22 protein-coding genes are annotated in these 20,031 nt (G+C 39.9%); 15 read left to right on the top strand and 7 right to left on the bottom strand.

Annotated elements, in window-relative coordinates:
- The first annotated feature begins 114 nt into the window (after positions 1–114).
- Positions 115–729 carry a 3D domain-containing protein gene (locus tag ACIQZI_RS17590; protein ID WP_403075429.1) on the top strand — a complete coding sequence of 205 codons (615 nt, stop codon included), beginning with the start codon at positions 115–117 and terminating at the stop codon, positions 727–729.
- Between the two features lie 242 nt (positions 730–971).
- Here ACIQZI_RS17590 and ACIQZI_RS17585 read toward each other — a convergent pair whose 3' ends face one another.
- Positions 972–1,451, bottom strand: coding sequence for a divergent PAP2 family protein (locus tag ACIQZI_RS17585; protein ID WP_403075426.1), 480 nt, complete (start codon positions 1,449–1,451; stop codon positions 972–974).
- 315 nt (positions 1,452–1,766) lie between these two features.
- Here ACIQZI_RS17585 and ACIQZI_RS17580 point away from each other — a divergent pair, with 315 nt between their 5' ends.
- Positions 1,767–3,269, top strand: a complete 1,503-nt coding sequence (locus ACIQZI_RS17580) for a leucyl aminopeptidase (RefSeq protein WP_403075424.1) — start codon at positions 1,767–1,769, stop codon at positions 3,267–3,269.
- Positions 3,270–3,499: 230 nt separating this feature from the next.
- On the opposite strand, the gene ACIQZI_RS17575 is transcribed toward ACIQZI_RS17580, so the two are convergent.
- Positions 3,500–3,865, bottom strand: a complete 366-nt coding sequence (locus tag ACIQZI_RS17575) for a YuzC family spore coat inner layer protein (protein WP_403075422.1) — start codon at positions 3,863–3,865, stop codon at positions 3,500–3,502.
- 228 nt (positions 3,866–4,093) lie between these two features.
- Between ACIQZI_RS17575 and ACIQZI_RS17570 the strand changes: the two genes are divergently transcribed.
- From ACIQZI_RS17570 to kapD, 5 genes are all read left to right on the top strand, one after another.
- Positions 4,094–4,840, top strand: coding sequence for a GTP cyclohydrolase II (locus ACIQZI_RS17570; protein ID WP_403075419.1), 747 nt, complete (start codon positions 4,094–4,096; stop codon positions 4,838–4,840).
- Positions 4,841–4,853: 13 nt separating this feature from the next.
- Positions 4,854–5,954: a bifunctional diaminohydroxyphosphoribosylaminopyrimidine deaminase/5-amino-6-(5-phosphoribosylamino)uracil reductase RibD gene (ribD, locus tag ACIQZI_RS17565; RefSeq protein ID WP_403075416.1), complete on the top strand. Its 1,101-nt coding sequence runs from the start codon at positions 4,854–4,856 to the stop codon at positions 5,952–5,954.
- 87 nt (positions 5,955–6,041) lie between these two features.
- Positions 6,042–6,605 (top strand): 5' nucleotidase, NT5C type, encoded by a 564-nt coding sequence (locus ACIQZI_RS17560; protein ID WP_062185905.1) that lies wholly within the window; start codon positions 6,042–6,044, stop codon positions 6,603–6,605.
- 300 nt (positions 6,606–6,905) lie between these two features.
- Positions 6,906–7,304 carry a hotdog fold thioesterase gene (locus tag ACIQZI_RS17555; RefSeq protein ID WP_062185908.1) on the top strand — a complete coding sequence of 133 codons (399 nt, stop codon included), beginning with the start codon at positions 6,906–6,908 and terminating at the stop codon, positions 7,302–7,304.
- Between the two features lie 681 nt (positions 7,305–7,985).
- A complete protein-coding gene (gene kapD, locus ACIQZI_RS17550) occupies positions 7,986–8,612 on the top strand; it encodes a 3'-5' exonuclease KapD (protein WP_062185910.1) in 627 nt (208 codons plus the stop codon).
- A gap of 37 nt (positions 8,613–8,649) precedes the next feature.
- Here kapD and kapB read toward each other — a convergent pair whose 3' ends face one another.
- Positions 8,650–9,036, bottom strand: a complete 387-nt coding sequence (kapB, locus tag ACIQZI_RS17545) for a kinase-associated lipoprotein KapB (protein WP_062185912.1) — start codon at positions 9,034–9,036, stop codon at positions 8,650–8,652.
- Positions 9,037–9,346: 310 nt separating this feature from the next.
- Here kapB and ACIQZI_RS17540 point away from each other — a divergent pair, with 310 nt between their 5' ends.
- The 3 genes from ACIQZI_RS17540 to ACIQZI_RS17530 all read left to right on the top strand — a co-directional run bounded on the left by ACIQZI_RS17540 (position 9,347) and on the right by ACIQZI_RS17530 (position 11,286).
- Complete coding sequence (locus ACIQZI_RS17540) at positions 9,347–9,937, top strand: peptidylprolyl isomerase (protein ID WP_403075409.1); 591 nt, start codon at positions 9,347–9,349, stop codon at positions 9,935–9,937.
- 179 nt (positions 9,938–10,116) lie between these two features.
- Positions 10,117–10,863 carry an AAA family ATPase gene (locus ACIQZI_RS17535; RefSeq protein ID WP_403075406.1) on the top strand — a complete coding sequence of 249 codons (747 nt, stop codon included), beginning with the start codon at positions 10,117–10,119 and terminating at the stop codon, positions 10,861–10,863.
- A 198-nt stretch (positions 10,864–11,061) separates the two neighbouring features.
- Positions 11,062–11,286 carry a hypothetical protein gene (locus ACIQZI_RS17530; protein WP_403075404.1) on the top strand — a complete coding sequence of 75 codons (225 nt, stop codon included), beginning with the start codon at positions 11,062–11,064 and terminating at the stop codon, positions 11,284–11,286.
- A gap of 91 nt (positions 11,287–11,377) precedes the next feature.
- Here the strand turns inward: ACIQZI_RS17530 and ACIQZI_RS17525 are convergent, their stop codons facing one another.
- Positions 11,378–12,016 (bottom strand): NAD(P)-dependent oxidoreductase, encoded by a 639-nt coding sequence (locus tag ACIQZI_RS17525; RefSeq protein ID WP_403075400.1) that lies wholly within the window; start codon positions 12,014–12,016, stop codon positions 11,378–11,380.
- A gap of 80 nt (positions 12,017–12,096) precedes the next feature.
- Positions 12,097–12,507, bottom strand: a complete 411-nt coding sequence (locus ACIQZI_RS17520) for an Rrf2 family transcriptional regulator (RefSeq protein ID WP_049683020.1) — start codon at positions 12,505–12,507, stop codon at positions 12,097–12,099.
- Between the two features lie 212 nt (positions 12,508–12,719).
- Here ACIQZI_RS17520 and ACIQZI_RS17515 point away from each other — a divergent pair, with 212 nt between their 5' ends.
- Both ACIQZI_RS17515 and ACIQZI_RS17510 read left to right on the top strand, forming a co-directional pair.
- Positions 12,720–13,472, top strand: coding sequence for a TraR/DksA C4-type zinc finger protein (locus ACIQZI_RS17515; RefSeq protein ID WP_403075398.1), 753 nt, complete (start codon positions 12,720–12,722; stop codon positions 13,470–13,472).
- Positions 13,473–13,869: 397 nt separating this feature from the next.
- Entirely contained in the window at positions 13,870–14,370 is a 501-nt protein-coding gene (locus ACIQZI_RS17510) for a superoxide dismutase family protein (protein WP_403076189.1), read from the top strand.
- A 412-nt stretch (positions 14,371–14,782) separates the two neighbouring features.
- Here the strand turns inward: ACIQZI_RS17510 and ACIQZI_RS17505 are convergent, their stop codons facing one another.
- Positions 14,783–15,952 (bottom strand): MalY/PatB family protein, encoded by a 1,170-nt coding sequence (locus ACIQZI_RS17505; protein ID WP_403075396.1) that lies wholly within the window; start codon positions 15,950–15,952, stop codon positions 14,783–14,785.
- 268 nt (positions 15,953–16,220) lie between these two features.
- On the opposite strand from ACIQZI_RS17505, the gene ACIQZI_RS17500 reads away from it, so the two are divergent.
- A complete protein-coding gene (locus ACIQZI_RS17500) occupies positions 16,221–16,481 on the top strand; it encodes a DUF1871 family protein (protein ID WP_403075393.1) in 261 nt (86 codons plus the stop codon).
- A 440-nt stretch (positions 16,482–16,921) separates the two neighbouring features.
- Here the strand turns inward: ACIQZI_RS17500 and ACIQZI_RS17495 are convergent, their stop codons facing one another.
- Positions 16,922–17,740: an alpha/beta fold hydrolase gene (locus ACIQZI_RS17495; RefSeq protein ID WP_403075390.1), complete on the bottom strand. Its 819-nt coding sequence runs from the start codon at positions 17,738–17,740 to the stop codon at positions 16,922–16,924.
- Positions 17,741–18,253: 513 nt separating this feature from the next.
- Between ACIQZI_RS17495 and ACIQZI_RS17490 the strand changes: the two genes are divergently transcribed.
- Positions 18,254–18,757 (top strand): Lrp/AsnC family transcriptional regulator, encoded by a 504-nt coding sequence (locus tag ACIQZI_RS17490; protein ID WP_062185930.1) that lies wholly within the window; start codon positions 18,254–18,256, stop codon positions 18,755–18,757.
- The gene (locus ACIQZI_RS17485) at positions 18,754–19,920 is read left to right on the top strand and encodes an aminotransferase (RefSeq protein WP_403075385.1); all 1,167 of its coding nucleotides are present in this window, start codon (positions 18,754–18,756) and stop codon (positions 19,918–19,920) included. Before ACIQZI_RS17490 ends, ACIQZI_RS17485 begins: the two co-directional genes overlap by 4 nt.
- Positions 19,921–20,031 lie beyond the last annotated feature (111 nt).

Genomic DNA, 20,031 nt, shown 5'->3' with positions numbered 1-20,031 from the left:
TTTCTGTGTCTGATGCCTAGTTAAGGTGGCAGCTGATCAAGCTTTTTCCTCTTACATGAATATTTCAATTCCGTTCGGGAAAGAAATATATGGTGTGGAAGGAGAGAGTATTGTATGAATAGTATAAAAGGGTTAGTGAAAAGAGTAGTAGTTATCATCTTGTTTGTAGCTGCACTTCACGCTACGTTTTATCATGTTACAGGTGTAGAAGCAAAAATCGTAAATAAAGCGCTAGTTTCTTCAAGTGAGATGATTCAAGCTACGGAGGAAACAGGAGCACCGCAAACTTTAGATGATACAATGAACTTCAGTCAATACCCTGTCAAAACTATGATTGCTACAGGCTATACAGCGGGCTATGAATCGACAGGAAAAAAACCGGGACACCCTCTATATGGCATCACGTATTCAGGTGTGAAAGTAAAGCGTGATGTATATTCAACGATTGCTGCAGACCCGAATGTGTTCCCGATTGGAACGATTTTATGGATCCCAGGATACGGCTATGGGGTTGTTGCAGATACGGGAAGTGCGATACAAGGAAACAAGCTAGATTTGTATTATGATACCGTTTCGGAAGTTTATGAAAATTGGGGTAAAAAGACCTTGGATGTATACATTGTGAAAGAAGGAGAAGGTGTACTTACTGAGGATACCCTGACTTCACTTAATGAAGATAAGACCATTCAAGTGTTCCGTCAGCAATTTAAGAAAGATAGAGCGAACTAAATCAGATATGTAAAGTCCCAGTTCTTAAAAAGATTAGCTGGGTTTTTTTGTTTTTTAGGAATGTGATTCACTTTGTTAGTTATGTCTGTCTACATCCCGCTCCTCTAGTCATAAGCCAATCAATTTGATGAGACACTACCTTTCCATGGAGATTGATTGGCTTACACTAGTTTAGATAGGCTCATTTGATTTCCCTATTTTACATATGTTTCCCATCAAACTAGATCATGACGATGTGTTTCTTATTTAAATACGAAAAAGTATAAAATAACGGCGATGAAGATGCCAGTCAGTCCGCCGAAGAAAACTTCAATGGGCTTATGACCAAGTAATTCCTTTAATTTATGCTGTTTATGCTGTTCTTCTTTGTTTTGCCAGTTTTTGGCTTCGCTAATAAAAACATTGAAATCGGCAACAAGTTTATTGAGAACAGCAGCTTGTTCACCGGCCTGTCTTCTAACGCCTGTTGCATCAAACATCGTGATGATCGCAAATACAGTTGCGACAGCGAAAATTGGAGATGAGATGCCTGACTGAATGCCGACACCTGTCGCAAGTGCTGTCACAGCAGCAGAGTGAGAACTGGGCATTCCGCCTGTAGAAGTAAGCAAAGACCAGTCAAGCTTGCGCAGTGCGATATAGTGAATAGGTACTTTAATAAATTGAGCAAAGAAGATCGCGATAATAGATGCAACGAGAGGGAAATTAAAGAATAATTCCATGTATGTCCGCCTACTTTCTTTTCAAAGAGTACTTTTTTAACATAATGCGCATGCAATTTTAATGAAATGATAGTTCCGGTAACTCTGTATTTTCTATATTCCCCTAAAACGGTTCTAACCCTGCAGTGTAATTCTAGTTTTACTTGAAAAATTAGATGATGTATCATACGTAGTGATATGATTCTATAATTTTCCTGTCTTTGTGTTTATATACTAAAAGTTAATCACATAAAATTCAAGCATGTGTTAGGGACAGAAAGGATTCGTTCGAACCAGATTGAAAAATTCGTTATAATAAAAGGAGGAGTGATCATCATGTTTACAGTGAAAAATGAATTGAATTTTGATCAGCACGAAGAGTGTTTATTAATCGGTGTGTTTGAGAAGCCGGTTAAATTAGAAGGAATAGGACTTACAGCAGATCAACTGTTAGATGGTCAGTTAACGGAATTGATAAAGGATGGAGAGATTTCGGCAAAGAAGAAATCCGTCTCTAAAATACATACATTAGGCAAGGTTGGCGTTAAACGCTTAATTTTCGTCGGACTAGGGAAAGAAAAGGAATTGACCTTTGAAGCATTGCGCGAGGCTTTTGGAAAAGCATTTAAAACGTTGAAGGATGCGAAAATGACAACAGCAGCAGCTGCGTTAGATACGTTTGTCACAGAGAAAGTCGATGTCCTAGATGCAGCTCATGCATTAAGTGAGGCATTCGAACTTGCGACTTATCAATTTGCAGGGTATAAACAAAAATCAAACTCCGTTGAAAAACAAATTGAGTCCTTTACGGTTTATAGTAAAGAGGATGGAGATGAGGTCTTATCTTCATTAAAAGTCGGGAAAGTATATGGAAGTGCAACGAATTCAGCACGTACGCTTGTGAATACGCCAGGAAATCTATTAACATCAACAGATCTTGCTGATTATGCGCGTGAGCTTGGGGAACAGTATGATTTTGAAGTGGAGATTCTTGAAAAAGAAGAGATGCTAAAGCTTGGAATGGGAGCTCTCCTTGCTGTGAACCAGGGATCTGTTGAACCGCCAAAGATGATTGTTCTAAAATATCAAGGCAAAGATGAGTGGAAAGATGTAATCGGTCTAGTAGGGAAAGGAATAACCTTTGATACAGGTGGTTATTCCCTGAAAACGAAAGCCGGTATCGTCGGCATGAAAACGGATATGGGCGGTGCAGCGGCTGTTCTTGGAGCGATGGAAATCATCGGTGAGTTGAAGCCGGAGCAAAATGTTGTGGCAGTCATTCCATCCACCGATAATATGGTGAGTGGAAGTGCTTTTAAACCGGACGATGTGATTACGTCCATGAGTGGTAAAACAATCGAAGTTCTGAATACAGACGCAGAAGGAAGACTTGTATTAGCAGATGCACTAACATATGCCTTACATCAAGGCGCTGATTACCTTGTTGATATCGCTACATTAACAGGTGGGGTGATCACAGCACTTGGTATGGATATGACTGGAGCTATGACGAATAATGAAGCATTCTTTGAGGAAGTACTATTAGCCTCTTATGAAACAGGAGAACCAATGTGGCGCCTTCCTATTACGGAAAAAGACAAAGAGCGCGTACGAAACAGTAAGCTTGCTGATTTGAACAACTCACCGGGTGCTGCAGGACATGCGATCATGGGTGGAGCATTCATCGGCGAGTTTGCTGAAAACAAGCCTTGGGTACATCTTGATATTGCTGGAACATCTGTAACGAATTCAGCGTATGACCTAGGTACTGCTGGAGCAACAGGTGTTATGGCAAGAACATTGGCTACACTTGTAGAACGATTTGGTGAAGAAGACTGAAGAAAACCGGAGGCCTTTGCTTCCGGTTTTTTACTCCATGCTAGCAAACCGGCTGATAAAATCCTGTTTTGGCCGATATAAATGGAAAACGGCTTAAATACTTGCGTACTCCGCTGATATAATAAAAAATAGGCTCATATATGTATAAACCTTAGTATTCAAAATGAAAAAAGACGGATTCAATTTACGTTTATGAATCCGTCTTTTTTTAGAAACTTCCTCATTTTCTATTAAAAATTCAACCATTTCAAGCTAACGATAATATGACAGCAGTTATCTTCGGTTTTTGGGTGGAAATCGAAACGGATTCCATCAGGGCTATAGGTCGTGTCTGGCATTGTTTTTACGCCGGTTTTTCGGATCATATCTGTTACAGTAGCTGTTTTTGATTGCTGCGCTGCTGCCATAAGCCGCTCTGAAAATGGACGAGACATGGCGAAAGAGTTTACAACCTTCTGTGCATCAAGTAGTAAGGACTGTGAATGTTTTGCCGATTGAATGAGCAAGTCCGGATTAACAGAAGGAAACTGGCGAAATATATCATGATGATGGGAATGTCGATAGGCATCAGGAAACCCATCATGATTTTCTGTCAAAAAACCCTCTCCTTTCAAGATCTTCTTTTTCCAACATATGAAGTAAATACAAATGCTATACTGCTACAAGTAAAATTTTAAAAAATAAATGTTAGGAACAAAAAAAGGAAAAATTTAAAAATAAGAGCCTCATTATTTGTATTTTAAATGTGATAGGTTTATGATATTATTAATACCTAGTTACAAAAAGTAAGGAATTTAAAAATCCTAATAGGTCAGGTGATCGATATGATTATTACGCCACAAATTAAAGAAATATTAATAGATAAAATGCAAATGATCAAAAATCCAGGTAAAAGAGAAATATGTCTTGTAGGACCGGTTAATCTTCCTGTAGAGCAAGGTGACTTTTCAGCTGTATTCCAGTGGTACACATGGATTGAGCTTGATGATAAGGTTCAAACGAAAGAAGATGTACTTGAATCGTTAGCAACGGCTAATTTAGCTTCCTCTCAACAATCTTCTGTGTTGGTTTATGGTGATTTCAAAGAGTCTGAACAGGCGTTAGTTAGAATGCATAGCATCTGCCATACCGGCGATATTTTCGGCAGTCAAAGATGTGATTGTGGCTATCAGCTTCATCAATCGATGAAAATGATAACAGAACATGGTAGTGGCGCTCTCTTTTATTTAGCTGATCATGAAGGGCGAGGCATTGGTCTGTTCTCGAAATCACTTGCTTATATCTTGCAGCAAGAAGGTTTAGATACAGTAGAAGCGAACCATGCGTTAGGATTTGAAGATGATACGCGTTCTTATGAAGGAGCCATACAAGTGCTAGAAGAACTGAGAGATAAACCAGTCGTCCTCATCACAAATAATCCGAAAAAGCTACAAGCATTGCGAGAGCATGGTTTGGCTGCGGCTGAACATATTCCATTATGGGGCGGCTTGACAGAAACAAACAGCTTTTATTTAGATACAAAAATAAAAAAATCAGGACATATTCCACAAGAGAATACTTTTGCTATATAGGAGCGCTGATAAAGTGAAAACAGACCAAGAATATATGCAGCTGGCGCTTGATTTAGCAGCCACGGCTAAAGGAAAGACGAATCCGAACCCAGTTGTCGGGGCGGTTATTGTAAAAGATGGCGTGATCGTCGGCACTGGAATTCATCGAAAAGCAGGAGAACCCCATGCTGAAGTACATGCTTTTAAGATGGCTGGGGACTATGCATGCGGAGCAACTCTTTATGTAACACTTGAGCCTTGTTCACATTTCGGAAAAACACCACCTTGTGCCAATTTGGTTAAAGAGTCTAGAGTAAGCCGCGTGGTCGTAGCTACTCAAGATCCGAATCCATCTGTGGCAGGAAGAGGGATTGGATTACTGAGAGATGCAGGAATAGAAGTTGAAGTAGGCGTTCTGGAGAAAGAGGCCTTGCTACTAAATGAACGGTTTATTCACAATATGAAAACACAACGACCTTTCGTCATCTCTAAAACGGCTATGACGCTAGATGGCAAGCTCGCCACTCACACCGGCCATTCGCAATGGATTACTGGAGAAGAAGCACGCCGTTCCGTTCATCAATTACGAAATGAAGTCGATTCGATTTTGGTTGGGATAGGTACCGTATTAGCAGATAATCCATCGCTTACAACTCGCTTGCCTGAAGGAGGCAAGAGTCCAATCCGCATCATTGTGGATAGCCAATTGCGTACGCCATTAGAAGCAAAAGTGACAGATTGCAAAGAGGCAAAGACGTGGATTGTCACGTCAGAGGGAACAGATGCTGAGAAAAGAGCGGCCTTAATCAAGAAGGGTGTTGAGCTCATCGATGTGCCGTTAACTGCCATGGGATTGAACCTGGAGTATTTATTAAACGAACTTTATCGTCGAGGTGTTACCGATGTCTTAGTTGAAGGTGGCGGAGAGATCAATGCCTCTTTTTTACGAGCTGGTTTGATTGATAAATATATCGTCTATGTAGCGCCAAAAGTTCTAGCTGGCAAACATTCACTTACTCCTTTTGCGGGCGTCGATGCTGAAACGATGGATGAAGCGATAGACCTATCCTTCCACCACATTGATAAAATTGGTGATGATTTATGCATCACGGCTTATCCTACATTCAAGCAATGAAAGAAAAGGGGATGTAGCCGCAAAAACGGGTTTACTGACCGTTATTTGCTGATTCTCAGACAGACGATTATATGAGGAGGGAAAGAGTTGAGATTTGGCTTCGATATCGATGATACTTTAATCAATTTACGAGAGCATGCCTTTCATTTATATAACAAAAAGTTGAACAAAGATGTGGAATTAGCGGCTTTTAAAGCTTTGACCACATTGGAAATTCATGAACCGTTTGGACTAACCGCAGAAGAAGGCACAGCGATGTGGAATAGCTTAGCAGAAGAAATCTACTATACAACCTGTCCAGCTTTTGATGGAGCAGTTGAAACGTTGCAACAGCTTGTCAAGGACGGTCATGAGGTCTTCTATATTACGGCAAGGAATGCTGAACATTGCGAACGGACCAAAGACTGGCTTATCCAAAACCAATTCCCAGTTCAAGAAGGCCATTTCTTTTGCGGCATGAAGGACGGCGAAAAGATCCGAATTATAGAGGATCTACAATTGGATTATTATTTTGACGATAAACCTGCTGTACTAGAAACGTTATTGGATGCCCCGACAAAAGTATATGCGATTGACAACAGCTATAATCGGGAATTGAAGATCCCAAGGCTAACAAGCTGGTTTGAACTAAAAGAGATCATTGCTAAATAAAGAACCTGACCTGAACAGACTCTGAACTGTTTAGGCCAGGTTTTTTTTAGCCGATTATTGATTAGGATGACTGAAGTACCGAAATCAGAAAATATGCGTCGAATCCAAGAAATATAAAATTGAATCATCGTATTTCCTCAATAAAATTATATTGTAGTTGTAAGCGGAAATCACATTCACAAAGACAAGCAGTAAATTTGAGTAAAAGTACATTCTGAAAATGCCCTAAATTAGTGAATACGTGTAAAATAAAATGTGTATGTATGTTTTTATTTCATTTTTAAGGAGGCTAAAGTCTATATGGAATTCAATATTGAGAAGTCGTTGTTGAAGTCATTGGGGATTGAAATAACAGAGTTGAGTAAAGGGAAAGTCATTGCGACGATGCCGGTTGATGAAAGGACGTGGCAGCCAGTTGGATTGCTTCATGGAGGCGCTTCCGTGGCACTTGCTGAAACCGCTGCGAGTATTGGTGGCTATGAGCTTGTGGACAAATCAAAAGAAGCTGTTGTTGGACTTGAAATCAACGCCAATCATATAAAAGGAAAACGATCAGGAATAGTAACAGCTGAAGCAAATATTCTACATAGAGGAAAAACGACCATGGTTTGGGACATTAAAATTCGTGATGAAGAAGAACAGCTTATTTCCGTTTCCCGCTGCACACTGGCAGTTATTTCTCTTAATCAGAAAAGCTAAGACTTATATGACGTTAGCAAAAAGAAGGAGCGCAAACTGCGTTCCTTTTAGTTTTCCAACGCATCATCTGTTTCCACATCTAAGGGCAGTAAGGCTTAGAGGAGTAAGAGAAGCGTAGGTGGGGGCCCGGGGCTTCCACTGATTGAAGTTTCACTTTATAGTCGATCCAGGTTGACACTAGCTTTGAAACATATGACTGAAAGAATTTTTTTATAATTCTTTCTTTCCCCCAATCAACGAGACAAGCTGATGCGTATGATGCTGTATAACGACTGTAGCACTATCTACTCCAGCATTCTCGATTTATTTTGAAATCTTGCCTTTCGAGCGAATAAGAAAGAAACGCGAACAAAGAGAGGGTAGGAAGCGATAAAAGGTTTAGGGCTTTGCGTAGAAACATGCGCATAGAACAGCTCCCTAGCTAATATATTTTCGTATAGAATATGTTGCTATTTTATCCCGGTTTAACAGGCTGTAATACCCCCGCTTCAATTTTGGTGGCAGAATCAAGAAAAAATAGGTAGGGGATGGATGAACAAGCAGTGAGGTATGATCTAACAAAATAGGAAGAGGAATTGTTCATAGAGATGTAGAACATTGTTATTGAAAGAAAAAACGTAATTTATTTAAATATTCTGTTATAATATCACAATAAGATTTTAGAAAAGGGGGATGGAAGACATGGAACAAAACATGCAACAATACTTATTCATTGATTTTGAGTTTACTATGCCAGAGGGGAAGGGGAAGCCTGCTGGTTTTTATCCGGAAATTATTGAAGTTGGCTTTGTTTCCGTAATAGATGATGGATTGGGTGATCAATTTTCTTCGTTTGTTGTTCCGGATAAGTTTTCGCAGTTAACAGAACGCTGTAAAAGATTTCTTCATATTTCGCAAAGTCAGGTGAATCAAGGCATTAATTTTGTTGAGCTTGTTGCATTATTAAAAAGCTATGATCAGAAATGTCCAACGAAGATTGTCACATGGGGAAATATGGATATGAAGGTATTGCGTAATAATTGTCAAAGAGCGGGAGTCGAGTTTCCTTTTACCGGGGAGCAAATTGACTTATCAATGGAGTACAAACGCTTTTTTGGCGATCAAAATCAAACGGGTTTGTGGAAAGCGGTACAGGCTTATGGAAAAGAAGGAACAGGAAGGCACCACCGTGCACTTGATGATGCGATGACAACGTATAATATTTTTAAATTAGTAGAAAAAGATAAAAGCTATATGAAGAATCACCAGCCTACAACGATTGGAGATCGAATTGATTTGTCTAAAGTTTTAAATAAACTTGTATTATAAAAGCCAAATCATGAGAATTGATTTGGCTTTTAGGTATTTATTTAAAATAGTCTTTCTCCAGTTCTTCGATATGTTGCAGACTTCTTTGATTCCATTCGTCTTGGGTCTCGGACAGCTTCTGTTTCATCGAATCAACGGATTGGTGCAGTGATTCTTTATAATTGGGAATTTCACTCGTGTACGCTCTAACCATATTCTTAGGCACATTCATCTGTTCACGGAAAGCAAGTGCTCGGCGCTGATGAAACAGGGCGACATCCACTTGTTTTGGATTGTGTAAATCACCTTGCATAGGATGCTTGGCGCAAGCGAGAACACGGACAAGATACGCATTTGGCCTCTCTTCAGTAATTTCTCCAATATATTTCCCTGTGCGATAAATCGCAGACACTTTGTCCCCAACTGCAAATTGCTCTTCGCTCATTTCAATTCCCCTTTTCCTACTCATTCTCTCTTTATCATACAAAATTCAGAGAAGGCTTTCAAATAATGGGGAAGGAAGATCTTAAGTAAGAATCTTGGTGTGTAACAACAGATCATAATTGAATAAATGGACAGGTTGTAGATTGAATCCTTTCGAGTAGTAGAATAATGTCGGATTTAGCCGGAATTCATCATTGCCGGCAAGTCGCTTGCACTTTGCTAATGAATTCGTGTAAAGTGTACAATTGAAGGCACATAATAGTAGATTCATGATTATGGGCGGATTATTTATAGGAAAGAAGGGATTTTAGATGACAAACTATCCACAATTAACATCTGAAGTATTAGAAAATGAAAAAGCGGCCATTATGGAAACAAACCAAGGAAATATCAAAATTAAATTTTTCCCTGAATTAGCACCAAAAACAGTTGAGAACTTCTTAACACATGCTGAGAATGGTTATTATGACGGAATTGCTTTCCACCGTGTTATTAAAGATTTCATGATCCAAGGTGGAGACCCACAAGGAACTGGTATGGGTGGAGAAAGTATTTGGGGTGCTCCATTTGAAGATGAATTCTCTATGCAACTTTTCAATCTTCGCGGTGCATTATCGATGGCCAATGCTGGACCAGGAACAAACGGAAGCCAATTCTTTATCGTTCAAGCACAACATGTTGACAGCAGAATGGGCGGGCAAATGAAACAAGCGGGCTACCCAGAAGAAATCATCGAAGCATACATGGCGACTGGTGGTACTCCATGGCTTGACCAAAAGCATTCTGTTTTTGGACAAGTTGTCGAAGGCATGGATGTAGTTGATGCCATTGCTAATGCAAAAACGACATACGGTGACAAACCAGCGGAAGACATTGTGATTCAATCGATTAAATTAGTGTAAAGTGAAACTTCCATCAGTGGGGGGCATCCCCAAGCTGATGATTAGTTGAACCGTTAATGCGGGATAAATCTTATGAAGCGGGAGGCTTTTGTCTCCCGTTTCTTTTTTGATAACCACTTTAATCGCCTCATGAAAACACCTCAAGTAAATTTTTTGAAAAATAGAAAAGGAGCAGAGCCATGTTTCCTCTAGAAAGTTATATTCGAAGAGTTGAGTTGAAAAGAGATGCCGTTCCTTCATTTGATATTTATCCGTTCTGTTTACCAGCTGTTCGTCCGTTGACTGATGTTGAGCTTCATCCGAATGTCACATTTTTCGTCGGGGAAAATGGCATGGGGAAGTCGACATTATTGGAGGCAATCGCCGTTGCTTTTGGTTTTAATGCAGAAGGTGGCACGATTAATTTCAACTTTTCTACGAAAGAGTCTCATTCTAATTTGTACGAATATGTAAGACTTGTGAAAGGGACGAGAAAGCCGAAAGACGGATTTTTTCTCCGTGCTGAAACGTTCTATAATGTCGCGTCTACGATTGAAGAATTGGACATAGGTGGCTTCGGACCGAGAATAATTGACTCTTTTGGCGGGAAGTCACTTCATGAACAATCCCATGGGGAATCATTTTTCGCTGCATTTACGAATCGATTTAGCGGACAAGGAATCTATATACTAGATGAGCCTGAAGCTGCCTTATCTCCGCTCCGGCAGCTATCTCTATTATCAAGAATGCAGGAGCTCGTTCAATTGGATTCACAGTTTATTATTGCCACCCATTCCCCCATCATCATGGCCTACCCAAAAGCAAAGATTATCGAAATGACAGAAGAAGGACTGAGAGAAACAAAGCTTGAAGACACCGATCATTATGTGATCATGAAGCAGTTTTTTGAAGATAAAGACCGCTTGCTTTATCATTTGTTAAAATAGTGGGGAGATTTTTGTTATATATTGGATTGACGTATATTTTACAAATCCGACGCGTAATTTCTCGATTTGACGCATATTATGCGATTTAAAGTTCTAACTGAAGCCTTCTTACAAATCGATTCAATTTAAGTCGCGAAATGGAAAGGTAGTTGTTATAATTAAGATACAAGAATTGGTATTTTAGAAAGGATGTAATCAATGAGCGTTCTTTTACCTACTGTACTTGGCTTGTTTCTCTATTTTCCAGAAGACAAGTCAGAATATTTTCCTGCTATCATTTCGTTCACCATATTCATGATTGCTTGTGCTTTTACGATGAGGTGGATTATCAAAAAGTCACAAAGAGAAGCACTAAAAACGAAGGAATTAGAAGAAGAAGTAACGCGTAGGAATCAACATTTAAAGAAAAACTCGATGCATTAAAGCGGGATAAATAATCAAAGGATCTCCTAAAAAGGGCCTGACCTCTAAGTTTAAGAGATCTGACTCTTTTTTATAGGACATCCTTTTTTACTTATGCTTCTTCAGAAACGACAGTGAAGCGTTCGTTTACATGTTTAGGATTTTCAAGTTCATCAAGCACAGCTACAGCGTAGTCTTCGTAGCTTACATAGCTATTTCCTTTTGAGTTTACGAGAAGGTGATCTTTGCCGGCTTGATATGTTCCTGTTCTTTTGCCAACTGCAAATAATGCGGAAGGACTGAGGAATGTCCAAGCAATCGAATCCGTACCTTGCAGGATTTCGAGATTCTTCCCTTGATTCGAAGCAGTAGGCTTAAACATATCTGGGAAGTCGGGCGTATCAATGACACGGACTTTTTTATCTGGATCAACAAACAGGCTACCTGCTCCACCGACTACGAACAATTTTGTATTTGGTGCTCCTTTTAAAACTTCAATTAGAACGTTTCCAGCATCAACATGTAAATGCTCTTCTCCAAATGGTGCACCAAAAGCATTGACTACAACGTCAAAACCTTTAACATCATCAGTTGTTAAATCGAAAACATTTTTTTCTAAAATAGCTACTCCCTCTACTTGAAGCTTTGCAGCGTCGCGAACGATGGCTGTTACTTCATGATTCCGCTCTAAAGCTTCCTTTGCGATACGGCTCCCTGCTTTTCCAGTTGCTCCAATTATTCCTATTTTCATAATTATGATTCCTCCTAGTAATTGTCTATTTGTAACTGAATTTGTTACAACTTGGTGGTGAAAAAGAGGTTGACTCTAAATCAAAGGGCCATCCTCGTTCTGATATCTTGTAACGATTTGCTTGCCAGTTCTTTTTCCATTGCAGTCTGTGCTGTATGAAACGTATCTTCCAAAGCAGATTGAATGTTTTTACCGACAGGGCATTGTGGATTTGGATTTTCATGCATCGAAAATAAATCTTCTTTTTCTTGAACGGCGAGATAAATGTCTAAAAGCGAAATCTCTACTGGATCTCGGGTCAAGACAGCCCCTGGCGTTCCAACTTGTGATTGAAGAAGCCCTGCTTTTTTTAGCATTCCTGTAATTCTACGAATGACCACTGGATTGGTGTTCACACTACCGGCAATATATTCTGACGTAACCTTTTCACGCGGACCAGATGCAATAAGGGAAAGAATATGAATGGCAACAGCAAAGCGACTGTTAATCATCGTATTCACCACCTATGTAACCATTATAGTTACAATCGGTTTGATTGTCAAATTAAGTAGCTAATATTGCTCTACACATAACTTACCCATTTTTTTGGCCAAAATACTTATTTGAATCTTTTTTTAAAAGGGAAGAAACTTCCGCTAGTGAAGCGTAATACTTAGGAAATACTACAAGAAGGAAATCCATTTGCCAAGAAAGGATGGGGGATATGCCTTCAAAAGAACAATTAAACCAATTGAGACAGCAATTACAGCAGACAAAACAGGAGCTAGAGGAAAGATTAAGTGATAATGGAAATTTCGGGTTGCTTAGAAGCTTTGCTCATGATTCAACAGGAGAATTATCGAGTATTGATAATCATCCAGGTGATGAAGGGACAGAATTATATGAGCGAGAAAAAGACATCGCGCTCTATGAACACGCACGTCAGCATGTAGATGAAATTAATCACGCGATCCATGCGATGGAAGCAGGAACGTATGGGAAATGTGAAGTGTGTCAATCAGAGATTCCACTTGATCGATTGCAAGCGATTCCGACAACAACATTTTGTAAGGAGCATTCACCCTCCCAGAATACTTCCCATAATCGCCCTGTTGAGGAAGAAGTATTAACCCCTCCATTTGGGAAATTCGATAATGATGACCAGAATGAATCGGTGATTTATGATGCGGAAGATACTTGGCAGGACGTAGCCAGTTTTGGGACTTCGGAATCGCCATCTGACTTCGCCTATCCTCCCGATGATTATGAGGATATGTATGTTGAATCAGAAGAAAATATCGGCTATGTGGAAGATTATGAGAATTTTGTCGGCGTTGATATGGACGGCAAGAATATTACGGTGTATCCGAACTCGCAACACGAAAAATATGAGGCTGCTTTAGATGAGGAAGGGATTATGACTACATTCGGTGACCTGCCGCAGTATGAACATGACCCTTATGTAGAAGAAGACTGATTTTGGATAAGCGTAAAAGCCATTGTGCTTTTGCGCTTAATTTCTTTAAAGTGATAGAACATTACTGCACGTAAATTTCGATTCTAGCACGAAAAGGGTTCAATCTGGCGCGCAAAGAGGTTCATCCGGCACGCAAATCTTAATATGGGCACGTAAAGTGTCCCATTCGCAGCAGAGTCTTAATTTATAGTCACTTTAGAGTCAGAAAATTTTTCGGGTGCCCGCGATTTACATATACTTGTTGTAAATAGAGGTAATTAGTCTAAAACCATTCGTAACAAAGGGGATTTAATCATTCAAGTATTCAGATGCAAGTTTTTTAGTATACCTTTTTCACTTTAGGAAAAAATAGATGGGATAAACGGAATGGGCGGGAGGTAGTATATTGAAAACGAGAATGAGTGTGATGATCATGATGCTTTTGCTAGCCGGTTGTGCAACGGAAAGTCCCAAGAAAATTGATGTAACGATGCGAAATGTAGATGGAGACTCACTTGGAGAAATTACTGTTCAGGAGAAGTCTAAAGGTGTTACGCTAGATATTGATTTAAAGGGACTGGAGCCTGGTGTGCATGCCATTCATATCCATAACAAAGGTTCATGTAAGGCACCTGATTTTATTTCAGCTGGTGATCATTTTAACCCAGATAAAAAAGAACATGGTTTGCTTCATCCGAAAGGGGCACATGCGGGAGATTTGCCAAATTTAATTGTCAAAGATGATGGAAAGACGAAAGCGAAATTGGATGCTCCAAATGCAACGCTTAAAGATGGAAAAAATTCACTTCTTACTAAAGACCAAACATCTATCGTCATTCATGCATCAGCGGACGACGGCATGAGTCAGCCGGCGGGGAATGCTGGAGATCGAATTGCTTGTGGTGTAATAAAAAAATGATATCTGTAGGATGAATATATAGAAAAAGCCAGCTACTCTGTAGGGTACTGACTGTCATTTTTGAGACAGTCAGTGCCCTAGAGAACCCTGGTTTTTTCTTTTGCAATGTCGTTCGTGGCTGATTCACTTGGATGAACCACTTCAAACGAGCAAAAATACGCTTATGATAGTAGAAGAAAAGGGAAAGTAATCTATTGATGCGTCAAAGTGTAAAAGAGCAGCTACCACTGTACTAGTTGGCAACTGCTCTTTTTATAATACGGTTCATGATAGCGCTAGTCCAAGTGTGCCGAATCAAAGTAATCACTAATATACTCGTGAATCTCTAAGATTTGGAGCTTGATTTTCAAGCCCTTTTCATTTGCGTAGATTATTTTCACAGATAACAACTTGAAACAAAAGCCTTCTCTATTTAAATTAATGCTCGTTTCAATCTTTCTAGCCCCTCAAGTAGGACTGAACGTGGGCATCCAATGTTCATTCTCACAAAACCTTCCCCACCTTGACCATATTTCGGACCAGGTTCAAGAGCGAGTTTTCCTTTTTTTAGTAAAGTATCTTGCAGTTTTTCATCTGTCCAACCAAGGTTGCGACAATCAATCCAAATTAAGAAAGAGGCATCAGGATGCATAACGGTAAGGTTAGGTAGTTCTTGTGCGATGAAAGCTTTGGCAACTTGAATGTTTTCCTCAATATAAGGAAGTAATTCATTTAACCATGGTTCGCCATATTGATAGGCTGCTTCCATTGCGGTTAATCCAAGCAGATTTACCCCATGAAAGGCATTTTTAATTTGAATTTTTTCAATTTGTTTCTTGTGCTCGGGATTGCTGGCAAGGAGAAGCGAAGCCTGTAGCCCGGCAATATTAAATGTTTTACTTGGAGCCATTAAGGTAATGGTGCGACTTGCTACACTCTCACTTAGAGAAGCGATGGGAATGTGTTTGCTATGTGACAGTGCTAAGTCAGCATGAATTTCATCACTGACGATTAGGACGTCATATTGATCGCAAAGTTCGCCGATTTTTATTAATTCGTCTTTTGACCAAACTCGACCACCTGGATTATGTGGGCTACAAAGCAGGAATAGCTTGACGCCGGATTTTAATTTTTCTTCGAAGTCGTTAAAATCAATTTCAAATCTTGCGTTTTCGACTAATAAAGGACTATTGACAACCTTACGATCAAGATGTTCTATCATATCAAAAAAAGGTTTGTAAACAGGGCTTTGAATCAATATTTGATCACCAGGATTTGTGAAAGCACTAATGGCGGTTCCAATTCCAGAAACAACACCGGCGCTATATCCAATCCATTCACTCTCAATTTGCCAATCATGACGATTTTTCAACCAGTTCTGGATTGCGCTGTTTATCGCGTGTGAAGGGAATGTGTACCCGAACACAGGATGGTTAATTCGAGAGTATAATGCCTCTTGAATTTCTTTAGGACTAGGAAAATCCATATCGGCTACCCACATTGGCAGCGCGTCGCTCGTCCCGTAAACGGATGCTAATGCATCCCATTTTTCTGAACTTGTATTTCGTCTATCAATCACTTTATCGAAAATTGATTGCTTCATCAAATCCACCTCTAAATTTTAAATTATCCCGGTATAACAGGCTGTACGATTCCACATAAATGATTTGAGACAAGAAAAAGAGTGATTGGCAGTGGAAAACAGCCTGTAAAACCCCGATTGGTGAGATACAGTGAAACTTACCTTTGTGATCTTCAAAGGTTTAGTAGAACGGGACTAACCATCAGTGGGGAACCACCCACTGATGGAAGTTTCACTTTATGATACTATAATAACATGTACAGACTATTTTGAAGTAGGTGATAATTGGATGAACACACAACAAGTGAATATGGCAATGGCAGAAGTGTTACGAAATTGGGACCCATTTCAGCAAGGAGAAGATTTTTATGAACCTGAAATTGCGGATGTGCTTCTGGCAATACGCGATATCGAGAGTGGCTCTGAGCTTGCTGGTAAAATACAGGGGATTTATGAATTTTCATTTGAACAACAGCTTGCTTTTAACGATTGCTTGAAAATAGCTGAACAGCTACGTAACATTAAAGAGAATGAAAGCTGTACGCTATAATGCATGTAGGTGACCGAAAAGGGTCTGACCTCACATTCTATACACCGTTTATCCCGCATTAACGGCCAGTAAGCCCCACCTAAAGGCTGAGGAGTAGAATCGAAGAAGCGTAGGTGGGGAACAACTGCCCGTAAAAGCCCGATTGGTGAGATACAGTGAAACTTACCACTGTGCTCTTCAGTGGTTTAGTTGAGGCCCACAGGATGTGGGTTCACACAGACGTTGCCGCAGGACGCGGCGCACTTAGTCTGTGATTCATTGAATCGGGTTCGTACTGTCGTTTGATCGAAGCGTTTGCTGCGATCTTAGCGACAGTAGAACGGGACTAACCATCAGTGGGGGTGAAGAAAACCCCACTGATTGAAGTTTCACTTTATTGTGTCATTTAAACGAAATATAGTAGTTGTGGGGTCTGACCCCCTCGTTGTTTAGATACGTTTTTATTGCCTTAAAAAATCATGAATGTAGTTATACACTTCTTCTGGTTTTTCTTCCGGTATTAGGTGACCTGCTTCTTTAAGAACGATAAGCTTTGCATGAGGCAGGTCGGTCTGCAACCTTTTTCCGATTGAGAGCGGAACAACCTGGTCATGTTCACCCCAAATTAGCAAACAATCCGTGTTAATTGCTTGTAGGTCATCTTTAGATAAATCTCCCTCAAAATGCCGCGCCATTCGCCCGAGCGCTTGGAACATCCCTTTTTGTAAGAAAGGCTCTAAATAGCCGTTCCTCATTTCATCATCAATCATCTTTTTATCATACACAACATTGTGTAGATTTTTCTCAATCCCCGACTTTCCAAGATACCAACGTATAAGAAGTGGAAAAAAAGGAAGATAGGTCGCTTTCCTTATTGAGGGTCTCATCGGTGCTAAATAGCTAGAACCTGACAGTAACACAACTTTTTCGACAAGGTCGGGTCTACGCTTACAAATTTGCAAGCAAAGTTGGCCGCCCATAGAATGACCAATCAAGATTACCCTTTTCAGTTTTCTCATTTCCAAAAAATTGATAATCGAACAGGCGACATTTTGATAAGAATACGTATAGGAAGAAGACTTTTCACTTTTTCCAAAGGGCGGATAATCAATAGCAAGTACATTGTAGTCTTCTTGGAAAAAAGGAGTGAGTTTTCGGAAGCTGAAAGATGAGGATAAGAAACCATGCAGTAGCACAAGTGTTACTGCATCCGCATCTCTACTTATAGATTCACAATACAGATCAATCCCATATTTTTTCTTTTCAGTTATTTCTCTCAAGGAGCTCATCTCTCTTTGTTAAATTTGTGGAAATTTGTCTATAATTATGCTTAAGTGTGTGGTGTTTATCCCGCATTAACGGAAAGGCAAATTCACTTTATATAACAAATTCTACCCTAATTTGCTATAATAATTAAAGAATTCTGCTATAACAGAATCTTTATCCCACACTTAACGGATAGTCAATACTTCCACCTCAAGATTTTGAGGAACAATGGGGGACAACTGCCCGTAAAGTTCCGATTGGTGAGATACAGTGTAACGTACCTTTGTGGTTCTCAAAGGTATAGTTGAGGTTCCACAGGAAGTGGACCACACAGACGTTGCCGCAGGACGTGGTAACGTCTGTGATTCATTGTATAGGGTTCGTACTGTCGATTGATCGAAGCGTTTGCTGCGATCTTAGCGACAGTAGAACGGGACTAGCCATCAGTGGGGAACTATACCCATTGATGGAAGTTTCACTTTATCTTTATACATAGTTCTCGAATGAGACTAAAGGAGGCTGTACTTATGCATTTAACGGAAAAGGAACTAGAAATACTGCAAATCATTGAACAAAACAGCCGTATTGACTTTAATGACTTAGCGAAAATGGTTGACGCGGATGAATCAGAAATTGCGGATACTGTACAGAAGCTTGAAGATATGAATGTCATCGTTTGTTATGCGTCAATCATCAATTGGGCGAAGGTAGACGCTTATCATGGAGTAACGGCCATGATTGATGTAAAGGTAACACCCAAACGAGGTGTTGGCTTTAATGAAGTCGCCCAAAGAATTTACCGTTTTAATGAAGTAGAATCGGTTTATCTAATGTCTGGCGCATATGACTTGTCCGTTGTTGTGACAGGACAGTCGATGAATGAAGTGGCTCAGTTTGTATCGGAAAAACTATCTACTTTGGATTCAGTAATTTCCACGACTACTCATTTCATTTTGAAAAAATATAAACACGATGGAACGATTTTTGAGCCAATTAATGAGGAAGACAAAAGAATCGTGGTGTCACCATGATCCAGACAAGCTTTGTCTCGAAAACAATCGCTGATCTTAAACCGTCGGGAATTCGTCGTTTTTTTGATTTGGCTGTGAATATGGAAGGTGTTGTTTCGCTTGGTGTTGGCGAACCGGATTTTGTGACGTCATGGAATGTAAGGGAAGCTGCAATCTTATCGTTGGAAGAAGGTCGTACATCTTATACGGCAAATGCTGGATTAATAGAACTACGACAAGAAATCGCTTCATATATGAAAAAAGGATTTGCTGTCTCGTATCAACCAGATTCACAAATTATTGTGACGGTCGGGGGGAGTCAGGCCATTGATATTGCGCTTAGAGCGATTTTAAATCCTGGCGAAGAAGTATTGGTTGTTGAGCCATGCTTTGTTGCTTACAGCCCACTTGTGACGTTAGCGGGTGGTGTTGCGAAAACGATCCAAACAGTGAAGGAAAATGAGTTTAGGCTTACAGCTGCTGAGCTTGAAGAAGCCATTACGCCAAATACGAAAGCGATTATCATGTGTTCGCCTAATAATCCGACAGGAACCCAACTTAGGAAAGAAGAATTAATCGAAATTGCAAAAATCGTTCAAAAGCATAACTTAGTGGTCATTTCAGATGAAATTTATGCTGAGCTTGCTTATGATGATGATTTCACTTCAGTAGCAGCTATAGATGGCATGATGGAGCGAACGATTTTAATTAATGGTTTTTCCAAAGGGTTTGCTATGACAGGTTGGCGTCTTGGATTTGTTTGTGCGCCAAAAGACATTACCGAGGCGATGCTAAAGATCCATCAATACACGATGATGTGCGCATCGACAGTGGCCCAATATGCAGCTTTGGAAGCACTGCGTAGCGGAATGAATGATGTAGAGAACATGAGGAAAAGTTATCGTCAGCGTCGAAATTATATTGTGAAATCGTTCAATGAAATGGGACTAGATTGTCATATGCCAGGCGGTGCATTTTACGCATTTCCATCCATTGAGAGAACTGGATTGTCTTCACAAGAATTTGCTGAGAAGCTTTTATTTGAAGAAAAAGTTGCTGTAGTTCCAGGTAATGTGTTTGGTGAGAGTGGAGAAGGACATATTCGATGTTCCTATGCCTCCTCTTTAGAGCAACTTCAAGAAGCAATCAAGCGGATGAGCCGGTTTGTTGAAAAATATAAATAAAAAGATAGGATCTCCCATAAGTAAAAGGGCAGACTCGCAAAGTCTATCAACTGTTTTATGAGGTGTAAGTAACCTGAAAAACGTTGATGGAATGCAAGTTTGCCCTTTTTT

The organism is Peribacillus sp. NPDC096379 (assembly GCF_044762875.1).
In the GTDB taxonomy this organism is placed as follows: Bacteria; Bacillota; Bacilli; order Bacillales; family DSM-1321; genus Peribacillus.
The sequence above is the reverse complement of the archived record's forward strand: the minus strand, read 5'-3'. Positions and strand labels throughout refer to the sequence as shown.

Coding starts and splice junctions, on each gene's coding strand:
- ACIQZI_RS17590 (WP_403075429.1), top strand. CDS start 115: ATGAATAGTATAAAAGGGTTAGTGAAAAGAGTAGTAGTTATCATCTTG.
- ACIQZI_RS17585 (WP_403075426.1), bottom strand. CDS start 1,451: ATGGAATTATTCTTTAATTTCCCTCTCGTTGCATCTATTATCGCGATC.
- ACIQZI_RS17580 (WP_403075424.1), top strand. CDS start 1,767: ATGTTTACAGTGAAAAATGAATTGAATTTTGATCAGCACGAAGAGTGT.
- ACIQZI_RS17570 (WP_403075419.1), top strand. CDS start 4,094: ATGATTATTACGCCACAAATTAAAGAAATATTAATAGATAAAATGCAA.
- ACIQZI_RS17555 (WP_062185908.1), top strand. CDS start 6,906: ATGGAATTCAATATTGAGAAGTCGTTGTTGAAGTCATTGGGGATTGAA.
- kapD (WP_062185910.1), top strand. CDS start 7,986: ATGGAACAAAACATGCAACAATACTTATTCATTGATTTTGAGTTTACT.
- kapB (WP_062185912.1), bottom strand. CDS start 9,036: ATGAGCGAAGAGCAATTTGCAGTTGGGGACAAAGTGTCTGCGATTTAT.
- ACIQZI_RS17540 (WP_403075409.1), top strand. CDS start 9,347: ATGACAAACTATCCACAATTAACATCTGAAGTATTAGAAAATGAAAAA.
- ACIQZI_RS17535 (WP_403075406.1), top strand. CDS start 10,117: ATGTTTCCTCTAGAAAGTTATATTCGAAGAGTTGAGTTGAAAAGAGAT.
- ACIQZI_RS17530 (WP_403075404.1), top strand. CDS start 11,062: ATGAGCGTTCTTTTACCTACTGTACTTGGCTTGTTTCTCTATTTTCCA.
- ACIQZI_RS17525 (WP_403075400.1), bottom strand. CDS start 12,016: ATGAAAATAGGAATAATTGGAGCAACTGGAAAAGCAGGGAGCCGTATC.
- ACIQZI_RS17520 (WP_049683020.1), bottom strand. CDS start 12,507: ATGATTAACAGTCGCTTTGCTGTTGCCATTCATATTCTTTCCCTTATT.
- ACIQZI_RS17515 (WP_403075398.1), top strand. CDS start 12,720: ATGCCTTCAAAAGAACAATTAAACCAATTGAGACAGCAATTACAGCAG.
- ACIQZI_RS17510 (WP_403076189.1), top strand. CDS start 13,870: ATGAGTGTGATGATCATGATGCTTTTGCTAGCCGGTTGTGCAACGGAA.
- ACIQZI_RS17505 (WP_403075396.1), bottom strand. CDS start 15,952: ATGAAGCAATCAATTTTCGATAAAGTGATTGATAGACGAAATACAAGT.
- ACIQZI_RS17500 (WP_403075393.1), top strand. CDS start 16,221: ATGAACACACAACAAGTGAATATGGCAATGGCAGAAGTGTTACGAAAT.
- ACIQZI_RS17490 (WP_062185930.1), top strand. CDS start 18,254: ATGCATTTAACGGAAAAGGAACTAGAAATACTGCAAATCATTGAACAA.
- ACIQZI_RS17485 (WP_403075385.1), top strand. CDS start 18,754: ATGATCCAGACAAGCTTTGTCTCGAAAACAATCGCTGATCTTAAACCG.